Source organism: Rhodoplanes roseus (assembly GCF_003258865.1).
GTDB lineage: Bacteria > Pseudomonadota > Alphaproteobacteria > Rhizobiales > Xanthobacteraceae > Rhodoplanes > Rhodoplanes roseus.
In genome coordinates, this window is record NZ_NPEX01000128.1 from 1 (window position 1) to 16,480 (window position 16,480).

A 16,480-nucleotide genomic window follows, 5' to 3' on the forward strand; every position below is an offset into this window, starting at 1 on the left:
GGGCCGCATGCCGACCCCCTGCACCACCCCGCGCAGCCTTATTCTCTCGCGCGAGACCGGCGCGCCTTGCGACGATGGCGCGGAACTGGCCGTGCGAGACCTTCTGGCCCTCGCTCATCGCCTGTCCGGTGTTGACGTTGCCGCGCAGCAGCGAGCACTGCAGGCCGTAGCGGTCGCGCGCCTGCCAGGCGAAGCGCCGCACCTGCACCATCTCGCCGACCAGCGGGTGGTTCATGCGGGCCCGGTTCGACACCGCGCTGGAGGCGTTGTTGAGCTGCTCGAAGACGCCGCGCGCGTCCTGCCAGGCCATCGTCCGCTTGAGGTCGCGCTCCTGCCGCGGCCGCTTGGCCTCGTCGAGCAGCAGCGGGTATCGCGACGTCGCGGTGTTCCATTCACGGGTGATCGCCGCGCTCAGGGCGTCGCGATCCGGCACGTCGATGGTGGCGATGGCCGCGATGGTCGCCTCGTACTGGGCGTTCGCCATCCGCTGCAGCGCCTCGAGCTTCGGCGTGGGATTGTCCTCGGCGATCAGGGCCGTCGTGGCGTCGCCGCGCTGGCTGCGGATCGCCCGGATCGCCTCGAAGATCGTCTTGTCGGCGGCGGCGAGCGTCTGCGCGTCGCCACTGTCGCGATACTGGGTGACGGCGCTGACCATCCGCTGGCCGGTGCTGACCAGCACGCCGGCCGCCAACAGCGCCAGCACCCATGTGAGAAGTGTTCCGACCGATCGAGCCGCCATGACCTTGCCCTCAGTGCATTGCGGAGCCGATCATGGCCGAACTTTTGTAATATAAGGCTAATACTCCGGCTGCCGCGTCGACGCGGGCCGCCACCGACCCGCCGTCGCAGGCATGCGCCCCAAGGGTCAGTCGATCTTGCGCATCGGGCCGAAGTTCATGTCCGGCTTGGGCAGGGACTTGAGGTCCTGGTCGAGCTGCAGGCAGGTCAGGAGCTCGACATAGCTGGGCTGCTCGCGGCCCGCCTCGCTGGTGCAGGCCTGGCGCTGCGCCGGCGGATACTTGCTCCAGCTCGCGACGAGCTGCTGACGCGCGTCGGCCTCGGACTTCAGGCAGCTCTCGTAGGCCGGCTGGCCGTCGGACCCGCCGCGGCAGCCCTGCCGCACGTCGAAGGTCGGCACCTGATCGGCCGCGACCGCGGCGGTGGCCGCGAGAGCCGGAACGGCGAAAGCAAAGCATCCAACAGCGAGCACGAGCGACGGGCGCATGGGGAACTCCTCTGACCGCATCCTGTCTAGCGGACCCGCATTAACCGCTCCCTTACGGCCGACCGTCCGGCCGAGGCAACGGCACCATAGTGTGCCGCCGCGACACGCTTTCCGCCAGCCGACATTGCGGGGAGAGACGATCGGCGCCCGGCGTGAGGTGCCGGCGCCGCCTCCGGTGCCCTCTTTTTCCGCAAAATTGGCCGATGCTGCATAAATTTGCACGTCGCAGGGGGCGGTCACGCGGGGTATATCGTATACGATCTTAACGCGACCGGAGCACCCCGTGGCCGCACCATCCGCACCGCCCGCCCTCGCCGCCATCGAGGCCCCGCGCCCGGGCTGCATCGGCGACCGTGTGCTGCGCAACGAGGATGCCCGCTTCCTCGCCGGCCACGGCGAGTACCTGGCCGACCTCGACATCCCGGGCACCCGCGAGATCGCCTTCCTGCGCTCGCCGGTCGCCCATGCCCGGATCCGCAGCATCGACATGCCGCCGGGCGCCGAAGGCCGCGTCTTCCTGCTGAAGGATCTGGGCGACATCCATCCGGTCCGCGCCGTGCTGACGACCCCGGGCTTTCGCGGGTCCGACTATCCGGCGCTGGCCGCCGACACGGTGCGGTTCGTCGGCGAGCCGATCGCCATCTGCCTGGGCGCCACCCGGGCCGCGGCCGAGGACCTGGCGCAGGAGATCGTCGTCGACTTCGACGAGCTGCCGCCCGTGGTCGAGATCGAGCAGGCCCTCGATCCGGCGAGCCCGAGCCTGCACGGCTGGCCCGACAACATCTGCTTCGTCTCGACGCCCGGCGGTGGTGAGGTGGACGCCGCCGCGAAAGCGGCCGCCGTGACCGTGACGCGAGAATTCCGGATGGCGCGCCAGTGCGTCGTCTCGCTCGAGGGCCGCGGCGTGCTGGCGTACTGGGACAGGCGCCTGCAGGAGCTGGTGGTCTACTCCTCCACGCAGCAGCCGCACGTGATCAGGACCGTGCTGGCCAAGCTGATCGGCGTGCCGGAGCATCAGCTGCGCGTCGTCGCGCCCGACGTCGGCGGCGGCTTCGGCGTGAAGAACAACCTGCAGCAGGAGGAGGTGGCGATCGCCGCGCTGGCGCGCCGCCTGAAATTCCCGATCCGCTGGGTGGAAGACCGCCGCGAGCACCTGATCGCCTCGCCGCAGGCGCGCGAGCACCGCGTCCGCCTCACCGCGCATGCCGACGCGCGGGGCAAGATCCTCGGCCTCGAGGCCGAGGCCGTGGTCAATGCCGGCGCCTACTCGATCTGGCCGTGGTCCGCCGCCATGGAGGCCAACATGGTGGCCGGCATCCTGACCGGCCCCTACGCCATCGACGCCTACAAGGGCCGCGGCGTCACCGTGGTGAGCAACAAGGCGCCGCTCGGCCCCTATCGCGGCGTCGGCCGGCCGAGCGCCTGCTTCACGCTGGAGCGTCTCGTCGACGAGATCGCCGCCAAGGTGGGGCGCGAGCCGCACGAGCTGCGCATCGACAACATGGTGCGGCCGGAGCAGATGCCGTACCGCACCGTCACCGGCAAGCTGTTCGACAGCGGCGACTATGCCGAGAGCGTGCGCCAGGTCGCGGCCATGATCGACGTGCCGGCGGTGCGGGCCCGCCAGGCGCGCCAGAACGGCACGGGGCCGCGCCGAATCGGCCTCGGCTTCGCGAGCTACACCGAGCAGACCGCGCACGGCACCGACGAGTGGATCGCCCGCGGCCTCACCGAGGTGTTCGGCTACGAGACCGCGACGGTGCGGTTCACGCCGGACGGCAAGCTGATCATCGAGGCGGCGATCCAGAATCACGGCCAGGGCCTGGAGACGACGCTGGCCCAGGTCGCCGCGCAGGAGCTCGGCGTCGATCCGGCCGACGTGGTCGTGCGCCACGGCGACACCGCCGTCTCGCCCTATGGCATGGGCACGTTCGCGTCGCGCAGCATGGTCATGGCGGGCGGCGCGGTCGGCCGCGCCAGCCGCCAGCTCGGCGAGAAGGTGAAGCGCATCGCCGCGCATCTGCTGCAGGTGAAGCCCGCCGACGTGACGCTCGCGAACAACTGCGCCGTCGCCGGCGCCCGCAGCGTGCCGCTCAAGTCCGTCACCGACGCCGCCTTCCTGCATCCGGAGAATCTGCCCGCCGGCGAGGACCCGTGCCTCGACGAGACGACGACGTTCCAGCCGCTCTCCGGCACCGGCGCCTTCGCCTATGCGACCCATGCCGTGGTGGTGGAGGTCGACACCGGCACCGGGCTGGTCGAGATCCTCGACTACGCCGTGGCGCACGACTGCGGCACCATGGTCAATCCGATGATCGTCGAGGGCCAGGTGCAGGGCGGCGTCGCGCAAGGGATCGGCAACGCGCTGCTGGAGGAGAGCCCCTACGACTCCGGCGGCCAGCCCTTGGCGTCGACCTTCGCCGACTATCTGGTGCCGGGCGCGCCGGAAGTGCCGACCGTGCGGATCGCGCATCTGGAGACGCCGTCGCCGTTCACGGCCTACGGCATCAAGGGCATGGGCGAGGGCGGCGCCATCGCGGCGCCGGCCGCCATCCTCAACGCCGTCAACGACGCGCTGCGCCCGCTCGGCGTCGAGCTGAACGAGACGCCGATCACGCCCAAGCGGATTCTCACGGCGCTGCACGACGCGCGCACGGAGCGTGCCCGATGAAGCCGATGCCGTTCGACTACGCGCGCGCCAAGGACGTGCCCGACGCGCTGGCGGCGCTCGCCGACGCCGACGCCGGCGCCCGCGTGATGGCCGGCGGCCAGTCGCTGGTGCCGATGCTGAACCTGCGGCTCGCGACGTTCCCGCGCGTCGTCGACATCTCCAAGATCGCCGAGCTGCGCGAGCGCAGCGAGAGCGCCGACGCGGTGACGCTCGGCGCCTGCGTGACCCATGGCGAGATCGAGGACGGCGAGGCGCCCGAGCCCGCCGCCGGGCTGATGCGCCACGTCGCCGCCGGCATCGCCTACCGGGCGGTGCGCAACCGCGGCACCATCGGGGGCAGCGCCTCGCTGGCCGACGCCTCGGCCGACTGGGTGACGACGCTGTTGGCGCTCGGCGCCCGCTTCATCGGTCGCGGGCCCGACGGGGAGCGCGAGATCGCGGCGCCCGACATGTTCCTCGGCCCCTACTTCACCGCCATGACGGACCAGGAGCTGCTGGTCCGCATCGTCGTGCCGAAGACGTCGCGCGACGCGACCTGGGGCTACTACAAGGTGACGCGCCGCAGCGGCGAGTACGGCCTCTCGATCGGTGCCGTGATCCTCGATCCGGCCCGCGAGCACGCCAGCGTGGTGCTGGGCGCCGCGAGTCGCACGCCGCTCGCCTGCACGGCGGCGGCCGCCGCGCTGCGCGGCGCTCCGCGCTGGACCGAGGCGCTGGAGACGGCATTGCGCACCGCCATCGCCGAGGATCTCGCCCGCGCCGAGCGGCCGTTCGAGCCGCACGAGGCCATCATGGTCGAGACCACGATCCTGCGCGCCGCCGCGCAGGCCCTGGGGGTGTCATGAAAGTCTCCTTCACGCTCAACGGCGACCCGATCACGGCCGACGTGGAGCCGCGCACCTCGCTGGCCGACCTGGTGCGCGGCGAGCATCGCTGCACCAGCGTGCATCTGGGCTGCGAGCACGGCGTCTGCGGCGCCTGCACGGTGCTGATCGACGGCAAGATCGCCCGCTCCTGCATCACGCTGGCGGTGTCGCTCGACGGCGCCATGGTGACCACGCTCGAAGGCCTCGCCGACGACGCCCTGATGGCGCGCCTGCGCGAGGCGTTCCGCACCCATCACGGCCTGCAGTGCGGCTACTGCACGCCCGGCATGCTGATCACGGCGCACGATCTGATCCGCCGCAAGGGCGCGCTGGCCGAGGCCGAGCTGCGCCAGGGGCTGGCCGGCAACATCTGCCGCTGCACCGGTTACGCCGGCATCGTCGCCGCCGTCGCGGCCGCGATGGACGAGCACGAGACCACGAAGAGCGCCGCGTCGATCGCGGCCGAATGAGATTCGCGCCGCGTGGGCGGCGCGAGGAGCGACGGCCGCCGAGGGGCGGGCGTCACCGAACGACCCGGGCGCCGGAGCCGGACCGGCCTGCGGGGCGTGAACAGCCGAGGAGACCACGATGGCTTCGACCACCTCTCGCCCCCTGTCCCGACGCCGGCTCCTGCAGGGCGGCGCCGCCCTCGCGGCCGGCCTGCCGGCCGCCGCCATGCTGGGCACCGGCGCCCGCGCCCAGACGCTCAAGTCCGTCAAGCTGACGCTGCCCTGGATCGCCAACGGCTCCAACTACTGGCCGATGGTCGGCAAGAAGCTCGGCTACTTCTCGTCGCGCGGCATCGACGTCGACGTCGCCCGCGGCTTCGGCTCGGTCGCCGCCGCCCAGGCGGTCGCCAACAAGCAGTTCGACTTCGGCATCGTGTTCGCCGGCGGCACGATTCTCGCCGCGGCGCGCGGCCTGCCGCTGGTGACGCTCGCCACCCTCTATTACGACGCCATGATGGGCACGGCGCTGCTCGCCTCGTCGCCGATCACCTCACCGAAGGATCTCGAAGGCAAGAAGCTCGGCATCGTGCCGACCTCGGCCGAGGCGCCGTTCTGGCCCGCCTATGCGGCCGCGGCCGGCATCGACGCGTCGAAGGTGCAGCTCGTCCAGGTCGACAGCAAGGTGATCGAGCGCGTGCTGATCGACAAGCAGGTCGACGCCATCACGGCGATCGGCTCGTCCAGCATCCCGGTGTTGGTGGCGCAGGGCCAGACGCCGCGCTTCACCCTGTGGAGCAAGGTCGGGGTCGAGCTCTACGCCGCCCAGATCGTCACCCGCCAGGAGGTGCTGGACCAGGATCCGAAGCTCTGCCAGGCGATGGTCGACGCGATCCTGGAGTCCTACGCCTTCACGCTGCGCGAGCCCAAGAAGGCGATCGACGAGTTCGTCGCCCTCGTTCCCGAGGTCGGCCTGACCAAGGGCGGCCGCGAGAACGCCGAGGTCTCGCAGGGCCTGGCGCAACTGATGACTCTGCGTCCCGAGGCGCTCGACCACACGCTGGGCTGGACCGACATCGACAAGCTCGGGCCGATGTTCGACATGGTCATGAAGTACGGCGCGCCGAAGGACGCCGTGCGCCCCGACCCGAAAAAGTTCGCGACCAACCAGTTCGTCGGCAAGGTGACGCTCACAAAGGCCGAGTGGGACGCCGTGAAAACCAGCACGGCCGGCTACGCCAAGCTGCTGGGGTGAGGCGAGGCACCTAAACGCGTCACATCGCACTCACACCGCCCTCACCCTGAGGAGGCCGCGCAGCGGCCGTCTCGAAGGGCGAGGGCGGCCCCATGGTTCGAGACGCGCTCCTTTCGGAGAGCTCCTCACCATGAGGCCGAGCGAATCAGCGGAGCTTCGAAGGCACATGACGGCGACATCGGATGGCGCTCGGAAAAAGCCCCTCCTCCCCACCGGCGTGCTGGCCGGCTATCTGCGCCAGATCCTGCTGCCGGTCGCCGCTGCACTGGTCGTGCTGGTCGCCTGGGAGGTGTCGGTGCGGGTGCTGAACGTGTCGCCCGTCCTGCTGCCGCCGCCCTCGATGATCCTGGAGCGGCTTCAGGAGCTGTTCTTCCCGCTGCTGCTCAAGCACGCCATCCCGACCATGTGGGAGAGCGTGATCGCCTTCCTGATCTCCTCGGCGCTCGGCATCGCGCTCGCCGGCTTCCTGAGCTCCTCGACGCTGCTGCGCGAGGCGTTCTATCCCAACGTGGTGCTGTTCCAGCTCATCCCCAAGATCGCGCTGGCGCCGCTGTTCATCGTCTGGCTCGGCATCGGCTCGCAGTCGCGCCTCGCCTTCTCGGTGTTCATCAGCTTCTTCCCGGTGGTGATCGCGACGCTGGCCGGCCTCGACAATGTCGATCGCGACCTCCTGCGGCTGTGTCGTGCGCTGCGCGCCAGCGAATGGCAGACGTTTCGCGAGGTGCGGCTGCCGCACGCCATCCCCTACGTGTTCAGCGGGATGAAGATCGCCACCACGTTCGCCATCATCGGCGTCATCGTCGGCGAGTTCATCACGTCGCAGGCCGGCCTCGGCTACCTGATCCTGTTCGCCTCGGCCCAGGCCGAGACCGCCCTGATCCTCGCCGCCATCCTGGTGCTGTGCGCGTTCGGCCTCGTCTTCTACGGCCTCGTCGCCATCGCCGAGACGGTGACGCGCACCCGCTTCGGCGCCTGAGCGACCCCGCATGGAGACCCCCACGATGGCCCCGCCCTTCGCCTCCTCGGTCCTCCGCGACGGCGGCCGCACCGTCGTTCTGCCGACCACGCCCGAGCCGCTGGAGGTCGACCTCGCCGAGACGGCCCTGGTCGTCGTCGACATGCAGCATGCCTACCTGTCCAAGGGCGGCTATCTGGATCTCGTCGGCTTCGACGTGTCGGGCTCCGCCCCGGTGATCGAAGCCGTTGCCAGGACCATCAGCGCTGCGCGAAAGGCCGGGATCCAGATCGTCTATCTGCAGAACGGCTTCGACCCCGACCTCAAGGAGGCCGGCCCGGCCTCCTCGCCCGTCTATCACAAGTCGAATCCGCTGAAGTTCATGCGGGCGAACCCGTCGCATCGCGGCAAGCTGATCACCAAGGGCGCTTGGGATTTCGGCATCGTCGAGGCGCTGGCGCCGCAGGCCGCCGACATCGTGGTGACCAAGGCGCGCTACAGCGGCTTCGCCGGGACCAATCTGGAGATGATTCTCCGCGCCCGCGCGATCCGCAATCTCGTCGTCGTCGGCGTCAACACCAATGTCTGCGTCGAATCGACCATCCGGGACGCCTATCACCGCGAGTTCTTCGCCGTGATGGTGAAGGACGCGACCCTGCAGGCCGGCGATCCGAGCATTTTTGATGCGACGGTGTTCAACGTGGAAAAATTCCTGGGCTGGGTGACGACCACGGACGCGGTCTGCGACGCGCTCGCCGGCGCGCCCGCCACGCCCGGCCGCTGAGGAGGCGAACATGGACGCCGCGATCTCGACCGCCGTCTCCGGCGCCGCCCCGGTCACCGACGCCCCGCCCTATATGAGCGTGCAGCGGGTCCAGAAGATCTACGAGACGGCCGGCGGCGCCGTAGAGGCCGTGAGCCTCGCCGACTTCACCGTGACGTCCGGCGAGTTCGTCGCCGTGCTGGGGCCGAGCGGCTGCGGCAAGAGCACCCTGATGATGATGATCGGCGGCCTGGAGCCGACCAGCGCCGGCCGCATCCGGGTCGACGGCGCGGAGATCACCGGACCGCGGGCAGACTTCGGCTACATCTTCCAGGACGCGACGCTGCTGCCGTGGAAGAGCGTGCTCGACAACGTGCTGTTCCCGATCAAGCTGGAGCACGGCCGCACCCGGGACCACCTCGAACGCGCCCGCGAGCTTCTGGAGCTGGTCGGCCTGTGGGACTTTCGCGACAAGCGGCCGCGCCAGCTCTCCGGCGGCATGCGCCAGCGCGTCGCCATCTGCCGCGGCCTGATCAACGATCCGAAGCTGCTGCTGATGGACGAGCCGTTCTCGGCCCTCGACGCCATCTCGCGCGACGACATGAACGCGGCGCTGGCCGATCTGTGGGATCGCTACCACAAGACCGCGATCTTCATCACCCACTCGATCCGCGAGGCCGTGTATCTGGCCGACCGCGTGCTGGTGATGAGCCGGCGCCCCTCGGTGATCTCGCACGACGTCCGCATCCCGTTCCAGCGGCCGCGCCGCATGGCGATGCAGGAGACGGCCGAATTCAACGAGATCTGCGGCTTCTTGCGCCGGAAGATCGAGGAGGGGTATCAACGGGCATGACCCCGCAGATGCCCGCTCCCGCGCCGTCCCTCGCCACGCTCGCGCACGAATGCGGCGGCCGCTCTCCCTCCACGGTCGAGCTGATCACCCGCATTCTGCGCGAGGCGATCGTGCGCGGCACACTGGCCGAGGGCGCGCCGATCCGCCAGGATCACGTCGCCGCCGAGCTCGGCATCAGCAAGATCCCGCTGCGCGAGGCGCTCTCCAAGCTGGAAGGCCAGGGCCTCGTGACCATGCTGCCGCGCCGCGGCGCGATCGTCACCACGGTGTCGCCCGAGAAGATCGAGGACATCTACCAGACCCGCCTCGCCCTGGAGCCGCAGGTGCTGGCCGGCGCCATCCCGCACCAGACCCGCGCCGACCTCGACGAGGCGGAGCGGCTGGTCGGCGAGATGGACCAGCGCGGCACCGAGCAGCTCGGCCGGCTCAACTGGCAGTTCCACCGCGCCCTCTACGCGCCGTCCGGCCGCGAGGTGGCGCTGCAGATCCTGGAGACGCTGCACATCCATGTCGACCGCTGCGTGCGCCTGCACATGGCGCTGATCGACCGGTCGCGCGTCTCCAACATGGAGCACCGCCGCATCCTCGACGCCTGCCGCAACGGCGACGTCGCGATGGCCCAAAGGCTCCTGCACGATCATCTCGACGGCATCCGCCGCGTGATGGCCGAGTATTTTTCTCGTCCGCAGGCGGCACCCGCCGCCGCGAACCCCGCCGCCTGACGCCCTCCTTCCGACACCCCCGGGACCCTCCCTTGACCGCCGTCATCCTGGTTCCAGAGCTCCTGCTGCCCGGCCCCTCCGCCGACACGCTGCGGAGCGGCGCCGCCATCGCGGTGGTGGAAAGCCGCGTCGCCGCCATCGACACGGCCGACGCGCTCACCGCGCGCTTTCCCGATGCCCAAAAAATCGCGCTGCCCGATTGCCTGGTGATGCCGGGCCTCGTCAACGCGCATCAGCACGGCCGGGGGCTAAGCCAGATCCAGCTCGGCTATCACGACGATTTCCTGGAGACCTGGATCGCCGGCCGACGCGGCCGCGGGATTCTCGATTCCTTCGCCATCACCCGGCTGGCCGCCGCCCGCATGGTGATGCACGGCGTCACCGCCACGGTGCACGCCAACTACTCCTACGGCACCGGCGACTACGAGGGCGAGCTGCGGGCGCAGCTCGCAGCCTACGACGCCGTCGGGCTGCGCGTCTCGATGGCGGTCGGCGCCATGGACCGCGGCGCCACCGTCTATCCGCCGCACGAGGCCTGCTTCATGGCGGGCCTGCCCGACGACCTTCGCGACTGGATCGCGAAGCCCGGCGCCAAGGCCTATGCGGGCGACGCCGAAGGCACCATCGCGCTGATGGATCGCCTGCTCGCCGACTACGGCACGCATGCGCGGGTGCGGCTGTGCTATGGCCCGGCCGGGCCGCAATGGGTGTCGGATGCGCTGTGGGCGGCGCTCGCCCGCGACGCGACCGACAAGGGGCTCGGCTTGCAGTTCCACGCGCTCGAATCGCCGGCCCAACGCGATGCCGCCCGCGAGCTCTATCCCGAGGGCGTTTTTGCGCGATTGGAACAGCTCGGCGCCATGGGGCCGCGCACCGTGGTGGCGCACGGCGTGTGGCCGAGCGACGCCGACATGGAGATCATGGCCCGCACCGGCGCCACCGTGGTGCGCAATCCCGGCTGCAACGTCCGCATGCGCAACGGCATCGCGCCGGTGTCGCGCTATCTGGCGGCCGGCGTGCGGCTCGCGGTCGGTACCGACAACTGCGCCATGCAGGACGCCGAGGATCTCCTGGCCGAGCTGCGCCTCGCCGGGCTGCTCGCGCGCGAGCCCGACTGGAACGGCCCGCCGCCGCCCACCACCGACCAGCTCCTCGCGATGGCGACCACCAACGGCGCCGTCGCCTCCGGCTTTTCGCCCGATACCGGCACGCTCGCGCCGGGCGCCGCCGCCGATCTGATCGCGCTGTCGCTGACGCGCACACGCACACCGTGGATCGAGCCCGACATGCCGCTGATGGAGGCCGTGATCGCCCGCGCCCATGGCACCGACGTCCGCCTCACCATGATCGACGGCCGCATCGTCTATCGCGACGGCGCTCTGGTCGGCCAAGACCTCGCCGAGATCGAGGCCGCCGCGGTCGCCTCCGCCCAGGGCGCACGCCGGCCGAAGGATCCCGCCGCCCGCGACTACGCGGCGCGGCTGCGCGGACATCTCTGCAGCCACTACCAGGGCGTCGCCGCCCGCCGAGACTAGACACGCCCGCAAGGAGCCCGCCCCATGACCGCCTCGAATCCGCGCGCCCCGTTCCGCCTCACCAGCGACGCGCCGAAGCTGAAGCCGTTCGACGGCAAGACGCTGATCGTCCACTTTCTGGTGAACGTCGAGTACTGGCCCTACGACCAGCCGACGCCGCGCCACATCGTGATCCCGCCGCACGGACGTTATCACGTCCCGGATCTGCCGAACTTCTGCTGGTCGGAATACGGCAACCGCGCCGGCATGCCGCGCCTCTTGAAAGTGTTCAGCGACCGGAACATCCCGGTGAGCGCGCCGATCAACGCCAACGTGGTCGACGTGTATCCGAGCCTCGCCGCGGCGATGCGCGACGCCGGCTGGGAGTTCGTCGGGCACGGCATGCGGCAGCTCGCGCAAGGCGGCGAGGCCGACGAGGCGACCCAGATCCGCGCCGCGCTCGACAAGCTGGAGAGCTTCACGGGCAAGCCGACGCGCGGCTGGATGAGCCCGGGCTGGTCCGAGACCTTCGAGACGCTCGACCATCTGCGCGCCGCCGGCGTCGAATACGTCACCCAATGGGTGATCGACGACATCCCCACGAAACTCACCACCAAGCACGGCGACATGGTCTCGCTGCCTTACGGGCTCGACATCAACGACAGCGTCATCTTCGCCATCGAGAAGCACGCCTCGGACGAGATGAAGCTGCGCATCCGCGAGGCGATCAAGACGTTCGAGCGCGAGACCCGCGAGACCGGCCAGCCACGCGTGCTGCCGATCCCGCTGCACCCCCACCTCTCCGGCGTGTCGCATCGCATCAACCACCTGATCGAGGTGATCGACGAGCTGAAGGCGCGGCCCGACACCGTGTTCGTCAACGGCAGCCAGCTCTTGGACTGGTACCTGGCGCAGCAGGCGTGATCGCGAAGCGCGCTAGCCTCTCTCCGCCCTCACCCTGAGGAGCGGCCGCAGGCCGCGTCTCGAAGGGCGAGGGCGGCCCCCGAGGTCGAGCCCCATCCTGCGGTGGCCTCATGGTTCGAGACGCGATCCTGCGGATCGCTCCTCACCATGAGGAGACAGTCAGTGCGAGCCTCCGATGTCCGGTTCAAGCGATCCTTCTTCGTCCCTCACCTCCGCCCTCACCCTCGCGGCACGTCTGTTCGACGAGATCGGCCAAAAGACCTTCGACGGCGTCGGGGTCACGCGGGCCGCCTACGGGTCGGGCGAGCAGCTCGCCCACGACATCTTGGCACGCGAGGCGCGCGGGGTGGGTCTGACGACTCACGTCGATGCGGCGCTCAACCTGCACATGACGCTGGCGGGCGCCGACCGTGAGAAGCCCGCGCTGGTCATCGGCTCGCATCTCGATTCGGTGCCGCAGGGCGGTAATTTCGACGGGCTCGCCGGCGTGCTGGCCGGGCTCGCCTGCGTCGCGGCGCTGCGGGGCGACGGCGTCGTGCCGGCGCGCGACGTCACCGTGATGGCGATCCGCAGCGAGGAGAACGCCTGGTTCGCGGCCCAGCATGTCGGCAGCCGCGCCGCGCTCGGCCTGCTGGGGGACGCGCTCGATACGGCGCGGCGCATCGACACCAAGCGCAGCCTCGCCGATCACATGGCGGAGGCCGGCGCCGATCTCGTCCCACTGCGCGCCGGCACGCCGCTGATCGATCCCGCCAGGATCGCCGCCTATCTGGAACTGCACATCGAGCAGGGCCCGGTGCTCGACGGGGCAGAGATCCCGGTCGGCATCGTGACCGGCATTCGGGGAAACGTGCGCTGGCGCGAGATCGTCTGCCGCGGCGAGCCGGGCCACTCGGGCGTGGTCCCGCGAACCATGCGGCGCGACGCCGTGATGGCGGTGGCCGAGCTGATCGGCCGCATGGAGGCGCTGTGGGAGGAGATCGAGCGCGACGGCGGCGACCTCGTCCTCACCTTCGGGCAGGTCTCGACCGATCCGGCCGCCCACGGCGTCACCAACATTCCGGGCCTCGTCACCGCCTGCTTCGACGCCCGCAGCCATTCCGACGCGGTGCTGGACCGCGTCGCCGCGGCGCTCACCGCGACGACGGACGAGATCGCGGCGCGGCGCGGCGTCGCCTTCGACTTCAGCCCGATGACCCGCGACCGGCCGATCGCCATGGACACGGGCCTGCAGGCGCGGCTCGTCGCCGCCGCGACGGCGCTCGGCATCCCGCACATGCGCATCGCCAGCGGCGCCGGCCACGACGCCGGCGACTTCGCGGCGGCCGGCATCCCCTCCGCCATGGTGTTCGTGCGCAACCAGAACGGCAGCCACAACCCGCACGAGGCGATGCGCGTCGAGGACTTTTCGCAGGGCGTCCGCTTGCTGGAGTCCGTGGTTCGTGGCTTTGATGCGGACCCCTGAGCCGGACGCAGAGGCCCCGCCATGACCGTGACCGCCCCCGACCGTTCCATCATTCTGTTCGGCGCCCCGGGATCGCGGGCGAAGATCGACACGCCGGCGCTGGTGCTCGATCTCGACGCCTTCGAGCACAATGTCGCGCTGATGGCGGAGACCTGCCGCCGCGCCGGCATCGGCCTGCGCCCGCATGCCAAGACCCACAAATGCAGCACCATCGCCAAGCGCCAGATCGCGGCGGGCGCGCTCGGCATCGGCTGCGCCACCATCGACGAGGCCGAGGTGATGGTCGCGGCCGGACTTCCCGGCGTGCTGATCACCTCGCCGCTGGTCACGGCCGGCAAGATCGCCCGGCTGGCGCGGCTGGTGGAGGCCGGCGGCGACGTGATGGTGGTGGCCGACCATCCGGCGAACGTCGCAGCGCTCGACCAGGCGATCGGTGCCACCGGCAGGACGCTGCGCGTGCTGGTCGACCTCGATCTCGGCCATCACCGCACCGGCGTCGGCACGGTCGCGGACGGGGTGCGGCTGGCCCGCGAGATCGCCTCCTGGAAGGCGCTGCGCTTCGCCGGCGTGCAGGCCTATGCCGGCCATCTGCAGCACATCGCCGACCACGCGGAGCGGCTCGCCCGGACGCGTGCGGCCGACGCGCTGGTGGCCGATCTGGTCGCCGAGCTGAAGGCCGAGGATCTGGCGCCCGCCATCGTCACCGGGGCCGGCACCGGCACGCACCGCATCAATGCCGCCGGCAGCCCGTTCACCGAGCTGCAGGCCGGCTCCTACATCGTCATGGACGCCGAGTACGGCGGCATCGAATACGCGCCGGGCGAGTCCTGGCCGTTCCGCCCGGCCCTCTCGGTCGCCGTCGCGGTGACCAGCGCCAACGTGCCCGGCAGCGTGACGACGGACGGCGGCACCAAGGCCTTCGCGCTCAACGGCCCACGCCCGCGCGTCGCGAGCGGCCCGCTCGCCGGCGCGGCCTACGAGTTCAGCGGCGACGAGCACGGCCGCGTGTCGCTGCCGGAGGGGACCGCGACGCCGGCGCTCGGCACGGTCCTGGAGTGCACGGTGCCGCATTGCGACCCGACGATCGCGCATTTCGACGCCATTCACTGCGTGCGCGGCGACCGGCTGGTCGACGTGTGGCCCGTGGACGCCCGCGGCCGCCGCGCCCCGCTGCCGCCCGGCTGAGCCGCGGTTGCGTCACCGGCATCGATCTACCGTTTACCGACAAAGCAGTTCGAACTTTACGGACCCGCCGGCCTGGTGTGAAACACCGCCGCTGGCCGGGGGGCCGGAGGACGCGACGGCGATGTTTTTCAGCTCGAACACGCAAACGGCGACGAACCGCAAGGCCACTTGGGCGCGCGGGGTCGTCCCGTGCGACAAGTGCCGGGCCCAGAACGCCGTCTACCGGGTCGAGGCGGTGGCGGACGAGTTCTCGGTCCGCTGCAGCCAGTGCGGCCATCGCGGCTTCTACCGGAAGAGCGAGATCGGCATCCAGCAGCTCCCGGAGCGCCGCCTGAAGAAGCGCTGAACGCCTCGGCGCTCGACATCGCCGCCCGAATACTGAAAGCTTCGTCCCGCACCCGGCGCGATCGTACCGCCCTGGCATGCCGCTTGCTCGATATCCGTCTCTGTCCCCCGTCAGAGTCGAGACATGCCAGATCACATCACGCCTTCCGCCGGCCCGGGCGCTCACGCGCCCAGCTCCTCCGAATGCTCGTCCCGGCTTGCCGGGAGGTCACGCCGTGCCGTGCTCGGCCTGGCCGCATCGGCCCTCGCCGCCCCGGCGCTGCCGCGCCCGGCCCGCGCCGAGGCCTATCCGAGCCGGCCCATCACGATGCTGGTGCCGTTCCCGGCCGGCGGACCGACCGACTCGATCGCCCGCCTGGTCGGCGAGCGGATGCGCCAGGAGCTCGGCCAGGCCATCGTGGTCGACAATGTCAGCGGCGGTGCCGGCAGCATCGCGCTCGGCCGCCTCGCCCGCTCGCCGGCCGACGGCTACACGATCGATGTCGGGAACTGGGGCGCCCATGTCGCCAACGGCGCGCTGTCGACCAACCTGCCTTACGACGTCCGGACCAGCTTCGAGCCGGTCGCGCTGCTCGCCGTCACGTCGCAGCTCGTCCTCGCCAGCCCGAGCGTCCCGGCGACCGATCTCAGGGGCATGGTCGCCTGGGTGAAGGGGCGCAACGGCAAGGTGTCGATCGGCACGGCCGGGATCGGCAGCCCGTCGCATGTCGCAGCGCTGCTGTTCCTCAGGATGATCGAGGCCGACGCGGTGCTGGTGCCGTACCGGGGGGCGACGCCCTTCGTGCAGGATCTGATGTCCGGGCAGATCGATCTCCTGTTCACCCCGCCGACCGGGACGCTGCCGCTGGTCCGCGACGGCCAGCTCAAATGCTTTGCGGTCGCCGCCCCGGCCCGCCTGCCCGGCGCGCCCGAGATCCCGAGTGCCGACGAGGCCGGCCTGCCGGGCTTTCACGCCGGCACCTGGAACGCGATCTTCGCCCCGAAGGGCACGCCGCGACCGATCATCGCGACGCTGAACGCCGCCGCCGTCGTCGCCCTAGCGGATCCCGCCGTGCGGGCGCGCCTCTCCGATATCGGGCAGGACGTGCCGCCGCGCGAGCAGCAGACGCCGGAGGCCCTCGGCGCCCTCGTCGAGGCAGACATCGAGCGGTGGTGGCCGATCATCCGGGCTGCCGGAACCAAGGCGGGATGACCCCATGACGGACCACACCGATCCTGCCGGCCAGCGGCGCGCCGCCGGCACCTCGCGGCGCCGCCTGCTCGGCCTCGCCGCGGCGGCCGCCACGGTCGC

At 70.9% G+C, this 16,480-nt stretch carries 15 protein-coding genes and 1 pseudogene; 14 read left to right on the forward strand and 2 right to left on the reverse strand.

Annotated features, from left to right (window positions below; translation table 11 throughout):
- Nucleotides 1–739 (reverse strand): annotated as a pseudogene (locus tag CH341_RS17855) (methyl-accepting chemotaxis protein); the annotation flags it as partial.
- 126 nt (nucleotides 740–865) lie between these two features.
- The gene (locus CH341_RS17860) at nucleotides 866–1,225 is read right to left on the reverse strand and encodes a hypothetical protein (protein ID WP_111420353.1); all 360 of its coding nucleotides are present in this window, start codon (nucleotides 1,223–1,225) and stop codon (nucleotides 866–868) included.
- 283 nt (nucleotides 1,226–1,508) lie between these two features.
- Between CH341_RS17860 and CH341_RS17865 the strand changes: the two genes are divergently transcribed.
- The 14 genes from CH341_RS17865 to CH341_RS17930 all read left to right on the forward strand — a co-directional run bounded on the left by CH341_RS17865 (nucleotide 1,509) and on the right by CH341_RS17930 (nucleotide 16,381).
- Entirely contained in the window at nucleotides 1,509–3,896 is a 2,388-nt protein-coding gene (locus CH341_RS17865) for a xanthine dehydrogenase family protein molybdopterin-binding subunit (RefSeq protein WP_245431121.1), read from the forward strand.
- On the forward strand, nucleotides 3,893–4,741 hold the full coding sequence (locus CH341_RS17870) for an FAD binding domain-containing protein (protein ID WP_111420354.1): 849 nt from the start codon (nucleotides 3,893–3,895) through the stop codon (nucleotides 4,739–4,741). Before CH341_RS17865 ends, CH341_RS17870 begins: the two co-directional genes overlap by 4 nt.
- The gene (locus CH341_RS17875) at nucleotides 4,738–5,232 is read left to right on the forward strand and encodes a (2Fe-2S)-binding protein (RefSeq protein ID WP_111420355.1); all 495 of its coding nucleotides are present in this window, start codon (nucleotides 4,738–4,740) and stop codon (nucleotides 5,230–5,232) included. Before CH341_RS17870 ends, CH341_RS17875 begins: the two co-directional genes overlap by 4 nt.
- Nucleotides 5,233–5,350: 118 nt before the next feature.
- Nucleotides 5,351–6,463, forward strand: coding sequence for an ABC transporter substrate-binding protein (locus tag CH341_RS17880; RefSeq protein WP_111420356.1), 1,113 nt, complete (start codon nucleotides 5,351–5,353; stop codon nucleotides 6,461–6,463).
- 166 nt (nucleotides 6,464–6,629) lie between these two features.
- Nucleotides 6,630–7,439, forward strand: a complete 810-nt coding sequence (locus tag CH341_RS17885) for an ABC transporter permease (RefSeq protein ID WP_170149682.1) — start codon at nucleotides 6,630–6,632, stop codon at nucleotides 7,437–7,439.
- A 25-nt stretch (nucleotides 7,440–7,464) separates the two neighbouring features.
- On the forward strand, nucleotides 7,465–8,202 hold the full coding sequence (locus tag CH341_RS17890) for a cysteine hydrolase family protein (protein WP_111420358.1): 738 nt from the start codon (nucleotides 7,465–7,467) through the stop codon (nucleotides 8,200–8,202).
- Between the two features lie 10 nt (nucleotides 8,203–8,212).
- A complete protein-coding gene (locus tag CH341_RS17895; protein ID WP_111420359.1) occupies nucleotides 8,213–9,034 on the forward strand; it encodes an ABC transporter ATP-binding protein in 822 nt (273 codons plus the stop codon).
- The gene (locus CH341_RS17900) at nucleotides 9,031–9,756 is read left to right on the forward strand and encodes a GntR family transcriptional regulator (RefSeq protein ID WP_111420360.1); all 726 of its coding nucleotides are present in this window, start codon (nucleotides 9,031–9,033) and stop codon (nucleotides 9,754–9,756) included. The genes CH341_RS17895 and CH341_RS17900 overlap by 4 nt, the downstream gene beginning before the upstream one ends.
- 32 nt (nucleotides 9,757–9,788) lie before the next feature.
- A complete protein-coding gene (locus tag CH341_RS17905; RefSeq protein WP_111420361.1) occupies nucleotides 9,789–11,291 on the forward strand; it encodes an amidohydrolase family protein in 1,503 nt (500 codons plus the stop codon).
- 24 nt (nucleotides 11,292–11,315) lie between these two features.
- Nucleotides 11,316–12,194: a polysaccharide deacetylase family protein gene (locus tag CH341_RS17910; RefSeq protein WP_111420362.1), complete on the forward strand. Its 879-nt coding sequence runs from the start codon at nucleotides 11,316–11,318 to the stop codon at nucleotides 12,192–12,194.
- A gap of 175 nt (nucleotides 12,195–12,369) precedes the next feature.
- The gene (locus tag CH341_RS17915) at nucleotides 12,370–13,659 is read left to right on the forward strand and encodes a Zn-dependent hydrolase (protein ID WP_111420363.1); all 1,290 of its coding nucleotides are present in this window, start codon (nucleotides 12,370–12,372) and stop codon (nucleotides 13,657–13,659) included.
- 21 nt (nucleotides 13,660–13,680) lie between these two features.
- Complete coding sequence (locus CH341_RS17920; protein ID WP_111420364.1) at nucleotides 13,681–14,844, forward strand: DSD1 family PLP-dependent enzyme; 1,164 nt, start codon at nucleotides 13,681–13,683, stop codon at nucleotides 14,842–14,844.
- A 121-nt stretch (nucleotides 14,845–14,965) separates the two neighbouring features.
- Entirely contained in the window at nucleotides 14,966–15,190 is a 225-nt protein-coding gene (locus tag CH341_RS17925) for a zinc ribbon-containing protein (protein WP_111420365.1), read from the forward strand.
- Between the two features lie 219 nt (nucleotides 15,191–15,409).
- Entirely contained in the window at nucleotides 15,410–16,381 is a 972-nt protein-coding gene (locus tag CH341_RS17930; protein WP_245431122.1) for a Bug family tripartite tricarboxylate transporter substrate binding protein, read from the forward strand.
- Nucleotides 16,382–16,480: the final 99 nt, after the last annotated feature.